At 74.6% G+C, this 11711-nt stretch carries 11 protein-coding genes; 6 read left to right on the top strand and 5 right to left on the bottom strand.

Annotated features, from left to right (window positions below; translation table 11 throughout):
* Positions 1-459: 459 nt before the first annotated feature.
* A complete protein-coding gene (locus ACFC8N_RS28500; RefSeq protein ID WP_362818904.1) occupies positions 460-1194 on the bottom strand; it encodes a ZIP family metal transporter in 735 nt (244 codons plus the stop codon).
* Between the two features lie 117 nt (positions 1195-1311).
* Here ACFC8N_RS28500 and cobM point away from each other — a divergent pair, with 117 nt between their 5' ends.
* From cobM to cobC, 6 genes are read left to right on the top strand one after another with little or no spacing between them, the layout of a single operon-like run.
* On the top strand, positions 1312-2142 hold the full coding sequence (gene cobM / locus ACFC8N_RS28495) for a precorrin-4 C(11)-methyltransferase (protein ID WP_356031013.1): 831 nt from the start codon (positions 1312-1314) through the stop codon (positions 2140-2142).
* Positions 2139-3491: a precorrin-6y C5,15-methyltransferase (decarboxylating) subunit CbiE gene (gene cbiE / locus ACFC8N_RS28490; RefSeq protein WP_376290918.1), complete on the top strand. Its 1353-nt coding sequence runs from the start codon at positions 2139-2141 to the stop codon at positions 3489-3491. Before cobM ends, cbiE begins: the two co-directional genes overlap by 4 nt.
* Positions 3488-5200 carry a precorrin-3B C(17)-methyltransferase gene (cobJ, locus tag ACFC8N_RS28485; protein WP_362818908.1) on the top strand — a complete coding sequence of 571 codons (1713 nt, stop codon included), beginning with the start codon at positions 3488-3490 and terminating at the stop codon, positions 5198-5200. The genes cbiE and cobJ overlap by 4 nt, the downstream gene beginning before the upstream one ends.
* Positions 5197-5784, top strand: coding sequence for a precorrin-8X methylmutase (locus tag ACFC8N_RS28480; protein ID WP_376290916.1), 588 nt, complete (start codon positions 5197-5199; stop codon positions 5782-5784). The genes cobJ and ACFC8N_RS28480 overlap by 4 nt, the downstream gene beginning before the upstream one ends.
* The gene (locus ACFC8N_RS28475; protein ID WP_376290914.1) at positions 5781-6716 is read left to right on the top strand and encodes a sirohydrochlorin chelatase; all 936 of its coding nucleotides are present in this window, start codon (positions 5781-5783) and stop codon (positions 6714-6716) included. Before ACFC8N_RS28480 ends, ACFC8N_RS28475 begins: the two co-directional genes overlap by 4 nt.
* Positions 6706-7779 carry an Rv2231c family pyridoxal phosphate-dependent protein CobC gene (gene cobC, locus ACFC8N_RS28470; RefSeq protein WP_376290912.1) on the top strand — a complete coding sequence of 358 codons (1074 nt, stop codon included), beginning with the start codon at positions 6706-6708 and terminating at the stop codon, positions 7777-7779. The genes ACFC8N_RS28475 and cobC overlap by 11 nt, the downstream gene beginning before the upstream one ends.
* A gap of 78 nt (positions 7780-7857) precedes the next feature.
* Here the strand turns inward: cobC and ACFC8N_RS28465 are convergent, their stop codons facing one another.
* The 4 genes from ACFC8N_RS28465 to ACFC8N_RS28450 all read right to left on the bottom strand — a co-directional run bounded on the left by ACFC8N_RS28465 (position 7858) and on the right by ACFC8N_RS28450 (position 11707).
* Positions 7858-8808 carry an SCO1860 family LAETG-anchored protein gene (locus ACFC8N_RS28465; RefSeq protein WP_356031110.1) on the bottom strand — a complete coding sequence of 317 codons (951 nt, stop codon included), beginning with the start codon at positions 8806-8808 and terminating at the stop codon, positions 7858-7860.
* A gap of 164 nt (positions 8809-8972) precedes the next feature.
* Entirely contained in the window at positions 8973-10064 is a 1092-nt protein-coding gene (locus ACFC8N_RS28460; protein ID WP_376290909.1) for an amidohydrolase family protein, read from the bottom strand.
* 18 nt (positions 10065-10082) lie between these two features.
* Positions 10083-10874, bottom strand: coding sequence for an amino acid ABC transporter ATP-binding protein (locus tag ACFC8N_RS28455; RefSeq protein WP_356031006.1), 792 nt, complete (start codon positions 10872-10874; stop codon positions 10083-10085).
* Complete coding sequence (locus ACFC8N_RS28450; protein WP_362818917.1) at positions 10871-11707, bottom strand: amino acid ABC transporter permease; 837 nt, start codon at positions 11705-11707, stop codon at positions 10871-10873. The genes ACFC8N_RS28455 and ACFC8N_RS28450 overlap by 4 nt, the downstream gene beginning before the upstream one ends.
* Positions 11708-11711: the final 4 nt, after the last annotated feature.

The raw sequence follows: 11711 nt of genomic DNA, 5'->3' as shown, positions 1-11711 counted from the left end.
GCCTGCGGGGCCTGCCGGGCTGTCGGTCGGCAGGCCGCCGGACGCACGGGCGGCTGGGCCGGCGGGCACTCGGACAGCCTCGACGTCGGCCACCGTGCCGCCGGACACCCGGTCGGCCCGGCCGGCGGGCACTCGGACAGCACGGACGTCGGTGGCCAGGCCGACGAGCACCCGGTCTGCCAAGCCGTCGGCCCTACCGGACACCGGCCCGGCCGAGACCTCGATCACCAGCACGCCGGGCACCCAGTCCGCCAGGCCGACGCACACCCGGTCAACCGAGCCGTCGGTCATCCGGTCAGCCCGAACGTCGCTCACCAGGCCACCGGAAACCCGGCCTGCCAGGCCGACGCGCACCCGGCCGTCCCCTCCGACGGACACCCGGCCGACCCAGCCACCGGACACCCGGTCAACCCGGCAGGCGGTCGGCCGTTCGCACGTCCCGGTGGGGCGGGCGTCGGGTCAGCCGGCGGAGATGCCGACCACCAGCCAGATGAAGGCCGCGCCCGCCACCGTGCACAGCAGGGTGGCGGGCGCCGGGTGCTCGTGGTGGGCCTCGGGCAGGATCTCGGCGGCGGCGAGATACAGCAGCACGCCGCCGAAGAGGCCCAGATAGCCGCCGAGCACCGGTTCGGGGATGTGGACGAAGGCCGTCGACAGCGCGCCCACCAGCGGTGCGCAGGCGTCGGCCACCAGCATCGCCACGGCCCGGCGGCGGGCGTTGCCGTACAGGCTCGTGAGGGTGAAGGTGTTGAAGCCGTCGGCGAAGTCGTGCGCGATCACGGCGAGCGCGACGGCCGCGCCCATGCCGCCGCCCACCTGGAAGGCCGCGCCGATCGCCACGCCGTCCATGGCGCTGTGTCCCACCATCGCGCCGGCCGCCGCCAGGCCCACCTCGGGCGCCCGGTGGTGGTGAGACTCGTCGCCTCCGTGGGCGGCCTGGCGCGCGGCCAGGGTGCGTTCCACCAGATGGGCCAGCAGGAAGCCGGCCACGAAGAGCAGCAGGGCGGCGGGTACGCCGAAGATCTCGCGGTTGGCGGCGTGCAGCGCCTCCGGCAGCAGGTCCAGGCCGACCACGCCCAGCATCAGACCGCCGGCGAGGCCCAGGACCAGGTGCCGACGGTCGGTCACGCGCTGAGCCGTCCAGCCGCCGGCCAGCGTCATCAGGAACGCGCCGAGCGCGACGAAGACCGCCATAGGGACTTGCTATCCGATCGAGGCGCCTTCGCGCACATCCGGCACCTCCCATATCGCCTCACACCCTGACATTTCACTGCTTCTGCTGTGTGTTTTCCGTACGAGAGGATCTTTCTCATGGCCGATGCCCCCATCGATGCCACCACCGGCAAGGTGACGTTCGTCGGTGCCGGCCCCGGCGCCGCCGACCTGCTGACGTTCCGCGCCGCGCGCGCCATCGCGGACGCGGACGTGGTGATCTGGGCGGCCAGCCTGGTCCAGGCGGAGGTCCTCGAACACGCGCGCGCGGAGGCGGAGATCCTGGACTCGGCGGCCATGTCCCTGGAGGACGTCGTCGCCGTCTACGCGCGGGCCCACGCCGAGGGCCTGAAGGTGGCCCGGATCCACTCCGGCGACCCTGCGCTGTGGGGCGGCACGCAGGAGCAGCTCGACCGGTGCGCGGAGATCGGGATCGCCACCGAGGTCGTCCCCGGTGTCTCCTCCTTCTCCGCCGTGGCCGCCCTCGCGCAGCGCGAGCTGACGATCCCCGAGGTCGCGCAGTCCGTCGTCCTCACCCGGCTGGGCGGCGGCAAGACGCCGATGCCGCCCGGGGAGGAGGTCCGGGAGTTCGCCCGGCACGGCACGACGATGGCGATCTTCCTCTCGGCCGCCCGCAGCGGCCAGCTGGTGCGCGAACTGCTGGAGGGCGGCTACCCGACCGACACCCCGGTGGTCATCGCCCACCAGGCGACCTGGCCGGAGGAGCTGGTCGTGAAGTGCACGATCGGCACGCTGGAGGAGACGGTCAAGGAGCACAAGCTCTGGAAGCACACGCTCTTCCTGGTCGGCCCGGCGCTCGACGCCCACGGCACCCGCTCGCACCTGTACCACCCCGGGCACTTCCACGGCTTCCGCAAGGCCGACCCGGAGGCCCGGCGGGCCCTGCGCGAGCAGAGGGCGAAGAGTTGATCACGGTCGTCGGGACCGGGACGGGGACAGCGACGGGGACGGGCGCGCCGCTTGCCGAAGAGGTCCTCGCCGGGGCCGCGCTCGTCGTCGGCGGGCGGCGGCACCTGGACGCCGTACGGCTGCCCGACGGCGCCGAGCGCGTCGTCCTCGGGCCGCTGGCGCCCGCCCTGGACACGATCGCGGAGTACGTCGGCAAGGAGCTGCCGGTACTCGTGCTGGCCTCCGGGGATCCCGGGTTCTTCGGGATCGTGCGGGCGCTGGCCGAGCGGTTCGGGGCCGGGCGGCTGGACGTACGGCCGGGCGTCTCCTCCGTGGCGACGGCGTTCGCGCGGACCGGGCTGCCCTGGGACGACGCGGTCGTGGTCAGCGCGCACGGCCGGGATCTGCGCACGGCCGTCAACGTCTGCCGGGCGCGGCCCAAGGTGGCGGTGCTGACGGGTCCGGGCGCGGGTCCGGCGGAACTGGGGGCGGCGCTGCTGCGGCACGGCCCACGGGTGCCGGGGAGCATGTCGGCCGAGCCGGTGGCCGCGCACGACTCCCCCGGACCGGAGACGGCGTCTGCGTCGGCGTCGGCTCACCCGTCCGGCGGGCGTGTCCTGGTCGTCGCCTCCGCCCTCGGCTCCGTGGACGAGCGCGTCGAACGGGTCACGCCCGCCGAGGCCGCCGCCCGGGACTGGGGCACGGACGTCAGCGTGGTGCTCTGCCTGGACGAGACGCGTGCGCTCGGCGCGGTGCGCACGGTCGCCGGGGTGCCGGAGCAGCCCGGCGGGTGGGCGCTGGACGAGGACGCGTTCACGCACCGGGACTCGATGATCACCAAGTTCGAGGTGCGCGCGCTGGCCCTGGCCCGGCTCGGGCCCCGGCTCGGCGACCTGGTCTGGGACGTGGGCGCCGGGTCGGGCTCGGTCGCCGTGGAGTGCGCGCGGCTCGGCGCGGCCGTCGTCGCCGTGGAGAAGACGGCGGACGGTGTGGAGCGCGTGCGGGCCAACGCCCGCGCCCACGGCGTGGACGTGGCCGTGGTGCACGGCGCGGCGCCGACGGCGCTGGACGGGCTCGACGATCCCGACGCGGTGTTCGTCGGCGGTGGCGGCCGGGAGCTGCCGGACATCATCGGCGCCTGCGCGCGGCGGGCGCGGCGGACCGTCGTCGTCGCCATGGCCGCGCTCGACCGGGTACCGGCGGCGCGCGCTGCGCTCACGGCCGCCGGGTTCGGCTGCGACGGGGTGCTGTTGCAGTCGTCGCGCCTGGCACCGCTGCCGGGCGAGGTGTCCCGGCTGGCGGCGGCCAATCCTGTGTTTCTGCTCTGGGGCGTGCGAACCCAGACATCGAGTAAGGGAGTTGACGAGTGATCGGCCTCATTTCCGCCACCGCGGCGGGGGCGGCGGCGCGGGACCGGCTGGCCGCGGCGTGGCCGGAGCGGACGCGGGTGTACGAGGGTCCCGTCGGGGAGGCGGTGCGGGCGGCGTTCGCGGAGTGCGAGCAGCTGGTGTGCTTCCTCGCGACGGGCGCGACCGTGCGGCTGCTCGCGCCGCTGCTCGGCGACAAGACCGCCGACCCGGGCGTGGTGTGCGTGGACGAGGGCGGCCGGTACGCGGTGTCGCTCGTCGGCGGACACGGCGGCGGCGCCAACGAACTCGCCCGCGAAGTAGGCGAGTTGCTGGGCGCGGAGCCCGTCGTGACGACCGCGACGGACTCCGCCGGGCTGCCGGGGCTGGACACGCTCGGGCTGCCGTACGAGGGTTCGGTGGCCGTGGTCTCGCGGGCCCTGCTGGACGGCGAGCCGGTCGCGCTGGAGGCCGAGGTCGCCTGGCCGCTGCCGCCCCTGCCCACCTCCGCGCACGGGGCGTACACCGTCCGGCTGACCGACCGGGCCGTCGTGCCCGGCGAGCGCGAGGTGCTGCTGCGGCCGCCGTCGCTGGTGGTCGGCGTCGGCGCGTCCGCGGGGGCGCCGGTCGAGGAGGTGCTCGGGCTGGTCGAGGAGGCGCTCGCGCAGGCGGGACTCTCGGCGCGGTCGGTCGCCGAACTGGCCACCGTGGACGCCAAGTCGGCGGAGCCGGGGATCGTCGCGGCCGCCGAGCGGCTGGGGGTCCCGCTGGTGACGTACGCGGCCGGGGAGCTGGCGGGCGTCGAGGTGCCCCATCCGTCGAACGCGCCGCTCGCGGCGGTCGGCACGCCCTCCGTGGCGGAGGCGGCCGCTCTGGTGCGCGGCGGTGAACTCCTCGTCCCCAAGCGGAAGTCGGTGCGCGCCGACGGCCGGCCCGCCATGGCCACCTGTGCCGTCGTACGGCGTCCGGGGCGCGGGCGGCTCGCGGTGGTCGGGCTCGGGCCGGGCGCCCGGGACCTGCTGACCCCGCGCGCCACGGCCGAACTCCGGCGCGCCTCCGTGCTGGTGGGGCTCGACCAGTACGTCGACCAGATCCGCGATCTGCTGCGGCCGGGCACCCGGGTGCTGGAGTCCGGGCTCGGCGCCGAGGAGGAGCGGGCCCGTACGGCGGTCGCGGAGGCCCGCAAGGGGCAGGCGGTGGCCCTGATCGGCAGCGGGGACGCCGGTGTGTACGCGATGGCGTCCCCGGCGCTGGCCGAGGCGTCCGACGACATCGACGTGGTCGGGGTGCCCGGTGTGACGGCCGCGCTGGCCGCCGGGGCGATCCTGGGCGCGCCGCTGGGCCACGACCACGTGTCCATCAGCCTGTCCGACCTGCACACGCCGTGGGAGGTCATCGAGCGGCGGGTGCGGGCGGCGGCCGAGGCGGACCTCGTCGTCACCTTCTACAACCCGCGCTCGCGGGGCCGCGACTGGCAGCTGCCCGAGGCGCTCGCGATCCTCGGCGGACACCGGGAGCCGGCGACGCCGGTCGGTGTCGTCCGGAGCGCGACCCGGCCGGACGAGTCGAGCCGGGTGACCACGCTCGGTGCGCTCGACCCGGCGACGGTCGACATGATGACGGTCGTGACGGTGGGCAACACCGCGACCCGGATCGTCGCGGGCCGCATGGTGACCCCGCGCGGTTACCGCTGGCAGGCGGCGCAGCCCGGCGAGCAGGAGGAAGCCGAGTGAACCGGATCGTCCACCCCATCGAGCAGGAGTCCTACCGGCGGCTGCGCGCCCGCCTGGACACGTCGCACTTCCCGCCGCTGACCCGGGCGGTGGTGGAGCGGGTCATCCACTCCGCCGCCGACCTGGAGTACGCGACCGACCTCGTGACCGACGAGGACGACCTGGTCAGGTCGCATGCCGCACTGCACGCCGGGGCGCCCGTCGTCGTGGACGTGGAGATGGTCGGCGCCGGGATCACCCGCCGCGAGACCGTGTGCCGGCTCAGGGACGCCGGGTCCGTCGCGGGGCTCACCCGCTCCGCCCACGCGATCCGGCTGGCGTACGAGCAGGTCGGGCCCGGCGCCCTGTGGGTGATCGGCAACGCCCCCACCGCGCTGGAGGAGCTGCTCACCCTGGACGCCGCCCCGGCGCTCGTCATCGGGCTGCCCGTCGGCTTCGTCGGCGCGGTCGAGTCCAAGGCCGCGCTGCGCGAGAGCGGGCTGCCCGCCGTGAGCAACGTGTCCGAGAAGGGCGGGTCGGCGGTCGCCGCCGCCGCGCTCAACGCCCTGTTGTACCACCCCACTTCACCCGAGGAGACCCCGTGACCACCCCGCCGCCCGCCCTGCTCATCGCCGGCCACGGCACCCGGGACGAGGCCGGAGCCGAGGCGTTCCGCGACTTCGTGCGGGAGCTGGGCCGCCGCCACCCCGAACTGCCCGTCGCGGGCGGCTTCATCGAGCTGTCCCCGCCGCCGCTCGGCGACGCCGTCACCGAGCTGGTCGAGCAGGGCGTACGCCGGTTCGCGGCCGTGCCGCTGATGCTGGTGTCCGCCGGGCACGCCAAGGGCGACATCCCGGCCGCACTGGCCCGCGAGAAGGAACGGCACCCGGGGATCTCGTACACCTACGGCCGTCCGCTGGGCCCGCACCCCTCGCTGCTGGGCGTGCTGGAGCGGCGGCTGGACGAGGCCCTCGGGGGCGGCGCCCGTACGCCCGGGGACCGGGCCGATGTGACCGTGCTGCTGGTCGGGCGCGGCTCGACGGACCCGGACGCCAACGCCGAGGTGCACAAGGCGGCGCGGCTGCTGTGGGAGGGCCGGGGGTACGCCGGGGTGGAGACGGCGTTCGTGTCGCTGGCGGCCCCGGACGTGCCGAGCGGGCTGGACCGGTGCGCGCGGCTGGGGGCGAAGCGGATCGTCGTCCTGCCCTACTTCCTGTTCACCGGGATCCTGCCGGACCGGGTGCGACAGCAGACCGAGGGCTGGGCGGCCGCGCACCCGGAGGTCGAGGTGCGGTCCGCCGATGTCATCGGGCCCGAGCCGGAACTGCTGGACCTGGTGATGGAGCGGTACGCGGAGGCGGTCGAGGGCGATCTGCGGATGAACTGCGACTCGTGCGTGTACCGGATCGCGCTGCCCGGCTTCGAGGACAAGGTGGGGCTGCCGCAGCAGCCGCACTTCCACCCGGACGACGACGGGCACGACCACGGACACGGGCATCACCATCACGGGGGGCACACGCACAGCCATGCGCACTGAGGACACCGGGGAGACCGGGGACACCGGGCACGATCTGCGGCATCACGGCGACGCCGAGGTGCGGGACGACGGATCGGAGCTGGTCGACCTCGCCGTCAACGTGCGCGCGGACACGCCCCCGGCCTGGCTGCGGGAGCGGATCGCCGCGTCGCTGGGCTCGCTCGCGGCCTACCCGGACGGGCGGGCCGCGCGGGCGGCGGTGGCGGCGCGGCACGGGCTGCCGGTGGAGCGGGTGCTGCTGACGGCCGGGGCGGCGGAGGCGTTCGTGCTGCTGGCCCGGGCCCTGAAGCTGAACCGGCCGGTGGTCGTGCACCCGCAGTTCACCGAGCCGGAGGCCGCGCTGCGGGACGCGGGGCACACCGTGGACCGGGTGCTGCTGCGGGAGGCGGACGGGTTCCGGCTGGATCCGGCGGCGGTGCCGGAGGACGCCGATCTGGTGGTGATCGGGAATCCGACCAACCCCACGTCGGTCCTGCATCCGGCGGACGGGATCGCCCGACTCGCCCGTCCCGGACGGACGTTGGTGGTCGACGAGGCGTTCATGGACGCGGTGCCGGGCGAGCGGGAGGCGCTGGCCGGGCGCACGGACGTGCCCGGGCTGGTCGTCCTGCGCAGCCTGACCAAGACCTGGGGGCTGGCCGGGCTGCGGATCGGGTACGTCCTGGCCGCGCCGGAGATCATCGCCTCGCTGGAGCAGGCCCAGCCGCTGTGGCCGGTGTCGACGCCGGCGCTGGCCGCCGCCGAGGCGTGCGTGGCACCGCGGGCGCTGGCGGAGGCGGGGCACGCGGCGCATCGCATCGCGGCCGACCGGGCCCACCTGGTGGCGGGGCTGACGGCGCTCGCCGACCGGGGTGTCTCGGTGGCCGGTCCGGCGGAGGGGTCGTTCGTGCTGGTCCGGATGGCGGGGGCGGCGGAGGTACGACGACGGCTGCGCGAGGCCGGCTACGCCGTGCGCCGGGGTGACACGTTTCCGGGGCTCGGCGATCAGTGGGTGCGGGTGGCCGTGCGCGACCGGGCCACGGCCAACGGGTTCCTCTCGGCCCTGTCCGCCGCACTCCCGTGAGCGGGGCTCCGCCCCCTTCCCGGTGGGACAGCCGGGAAGGGGGCGGCACCAGGGCGTCAGCCCTGCCTCAGCCCTGCGTCAGCTCCTGCGGCGCCGGGCCACGGCCACCGCTCCCCCGCCCGCCAGGACGAGCGCCAGCGCGCCGCCCGCCAGGTAAGGGGTCGCCGAACTGCCGCCGGTCTCGGCGAGGTCGCTCTTCGACGTGCCGCCCTGGGGCTTCACGTCGGAGGCGGGGGCGGCCTTGCCGGGCGCGTCCTCGGACGTCGTGCCCGCGGCCGGGTCGTGGCTCGGCGCCGGGTCGCCCGAGGACGCGGCGGTCGGGGACTCGCAGGTCGCCCCGGCGAGCGTGACCGTGCCCTCGACGTCGGCGACGTTGAGCTTCAACGGGTTGACGGAGACCTTGAGTTGGAGGGCGGTGGCGGCGGCCGTACGGGTCGTGGTGCGCCGCTGGGACAGATCGAGGCGGACCTCGCCGACGCCGGGCACCTTCACCTCGGTCGGGCCGTCGGCGGTGAGGGTGACGCGCTTGCCGAGGACCGTGACGCCGAGGACGTTCGCGGCGGCGACGGGCGTCCTGCCCGCCTCGCAGACCGCCTGTGCGGTGACCGCGTCGGCCTCGATCAGGGACAGCAGGGGCAGGCCGGGGACGTGCAGCCGGGCGTGGGCGAGCCGGACCGAGCCCTCGGCGCGCCGCGCGGTCACCGTGGCCTTCGCCGAGGCCACGTCCGCGCCGAGGACGGTGAACGGCCGGCCGCCGTCCACCCCGTCGAGCCGGGCGGACAGCGCGGTCCTGTCGGCGCTCTGCGGCGCCCGGACCTCGTTGAGGGAGAGGGCGAGCGGAACGTCAACGGTCTTGTTGAGCAGGGACACGTCGAGCCCGGTGCGCAGGACGACGGCGGAGGCGCGACCGTGGTCACCGGTCGCGTGCGCGGCGCCCGCGCCCAGGACCGCGGGTGCCGCGGCGAGGGCCGTGACCGTCGCCACGGCGGCGAGACGACGGGCGGGCATGCGGAAGTTCGCTCTGGTCAAGGTGTTCAAGGCGGTGGGACTCCCCGGAAGAAACGTGCTTGGGACCCGTCAACCTTGTACGCACTACGGGTGAACGGTCAGCGTTCCCCGGTTACTTCACTCAATCGGGCCGTTTCCGCACGCCTCTTCGAATCGTGAAGCACATGCGTTCCCCGGCGCCTCTCCTACTCCACAACCTTCCCGTTCAGCACGACCCGGCGCGGCGCCGCCAGCACCCGTACGTCGGCGCGCGGGTCGCCCTCGTACACCACCAGGTCGGCCGGTGCGCCCTCCTCCAGTCCGGGCCGGCCGAGCCAGGCGCGGGCGCCCCAGGTCGTGGCGGACAGGGCGGCCACGGGCGGTATGCCGGCGGTGACCAGTTCGGCGACCTCGGCGCCCACCAGACCGTGGGCCAGTGAGCCGCCGGCGTCGGTGCCGACGTAGACCGGGATGCCGGCGTCGTAGGCACTGCGCACGGTGTCGTAGCGGCGTTCGTGCAGCCGGCGCATGTGCGCGGACCAGCGCGGGAACTTGCTCTCGCCGCCGGTCGCGAGCTGCGGGAAGGTGGCGATGTTGACGAGGGTGGGGACGATCGCGACGCCCCGCTCGGCGAAGAGCGGGATCAGGTCGTCGGTGAGGCCCGTGGCGTGCTCGACGCAGTCGATGCCCGACTCCACCAGGTCGCGCAGGGAGTCCGTGGCGAAGCAGTGCGCGGTGACGCGGGCGCCGAGGCGGTGGGCTTCCGCGATACCGGCCTCAACCGCCTCGCGCGGCCAGCAGGCGGACAGGTCGCCGAGGTCGCGGTCGATCCAGTCACCGACGAGCTTGACCCAGCCGTCGCCGCGCTTCGCCTCCTGGGCGACGTAGGCGACCAGGTCCTCGGGCTCGATCTCCCACGCGTAGTTGCGGATGTAGCGGCGGGTACGGGCGATGTGCCGGCCGGCCCGGATGATCTTCGGCAGGTCGGCGCGGTCGTCGATCCAGCGGGTGCCGGAGGGCGAGCCGGCGTCCCGCAGCAGCAGGGCGCCCGCCTCCCGGTCGGTGCGCGCCTGCTTCTCGGCGGTGTCCGCGTCGACCGGGCCGTGCGCGTCGAGGCCGACGTGGCAGTGCGCGTCGACGAGGCCGGGCAGCACCCAGCCCTCGACGGTGGTGACGTCCCGGGCCCCGACGGGGCGGTCGTGGCAGATCCTGCCCCCGACCACCCACAGCTCGTCGCGGACGTCCTCGGGCCCGACGAGGACCCGCCCCTTCACGTGCAGCACGGCGCCATCGCTCATGTACTGCACCTTAATGAGCTACTGCGCGGGCCCGCCCACCTGGTCGGAGGTCTCCTCCACCTCGGCCATCGCCGGGTCGAGCAGCCGGGACAGGAAGTGGCGGGTGCGCTCGTGCCGCGGGTTGCCGATGACCTGGGCCGGGGTGCCGTCCTCGACGATCACGCCGCCGTCCATGAAGACGACCCGGTCGGCGACCTCGCGGGCGAAGGTCATCTCGTGCGTGACGACCATCATGGTCATGCCCTCGCGGGCGAGCCGGCGCATGACCGCGAGGACGTCGCCGACCAGTTCCGGGTCGAGCGCGGAGGTCGGCTCGTCGAACAGCATCACCTGGGGGCCCATGGCGAGGGCCCGGGCGATGGCCACGCGCTGCTGCTGGCCGCCGGAGAGGGAGGCGGGATACGCCTCCGCCTTCTCGGACAGGCCGACGCGGGCGAGGTTCTCGGCGGCGGTCCTCGCCGCGCTCGCCTTGTCCCGCCCGAGGACCCGGCGCTGGGGCAGCGTGAGGTTCTCGGTGACGCTGAGGTGCGGGAAGAGGTTGAACTGCTGGAAGACCATGCCGATCCGGCGGCGTACGGCGTCGATGTCCACGTCGGGGTCGGTGATCTCGGTGCCGCCGACGAAGACCTGCCCCTTGGTGGGCTCCTCCAGCAGGTTCACACAGCGCAGCAGCGTGGACTTGCCGGAGCCGGAGGGGCCGATGACGCAGACGACCTCGCCCTGGTCGATCTCCAGGTCGATGCCCTTGAGCACCTGGTTGTCGCCGAAGGACTTGTGCAGATCCCGGACGCGGATCTCGGGGCGGCTCACCTGATCTCCCTCTTGGCCTTGGATTCCATCCTGCGCACGACGAGGCTGAGCGGGATCGTGATCAGCAGGTAGCACAGGCCCGCGACCAGGATCGGCGTGGAGTTGGCCGTCGTACTGGCCAGGTCGTTGCCGAACTTGGACAGCTCGCGCTGCTCCAGGGTGACACCGAGGAACAGCACCAGCGAGGAGTCCTTGAAGAGCAGGACGAGTTCGTTGGTCAGCGGCGGCAGGATGATGCGGAAGGCCTGCGGCAGGATGATGGAGACCATGGCCCTGGCGGGCGAGAACCCGAGCGAGCGGGCCGCCTCCATCTGCCCCCTGGGCACGGCCTGGATGCCCGCGCGGATCGTCTCCGCCATGTAGGCGGCCGAGACCAGTCCGAGCGCGACGGCGACCTTGCCGTAGATGCCGCCCGGGTACTCGATGCTCGGGAAGGCCAGCGGCACGCCGGTGCCCACGAAGATGAAGATCAGCAGCGCGGGCAGGCCGCGGAAGATCTCGATGTAGACGCCGGCGAGCCAGCGGTACGGCCCCACGGACGACAGGCGCATCAGGGCGATGACCATGCCGAGGGCGAGGCCGACCACGAACCCGGACAGGGTGAACAGCACGGTGTTCTTCAGGGCCACCGTGATGAGGTCCGGGAACAGCTGGCGCGCGATGTGGGCCTGCGCGAACTGGTTCTTCAGCCGCCCCCAGTCCGCGCCGGCCGCGAGCGCGACCACCGCGGCGACGAAGACGACGTACTGCGCCCCGCGCGACAGCCGACGCCTCTGACGGGGCGTCAGACCGCTTCTCCTCGGCTGGAGTTCTGCGTCCGTGTCGATGGCCATGGGG

It is taken from the genome of Streptomyces sp. NPDC055966 (genome assembly GCF_042269865.1).
Lineage (GTDB): Bacteria > Actinomycetota > Actinomycetes > Streptomycetales > Streptomycetaceae > Streptomyces.
The sequence above is the reverse complement of the archived record's forward strand: the minus strand, read 5'-3'. Positions and strand labels throughout refer to the sequence as shown.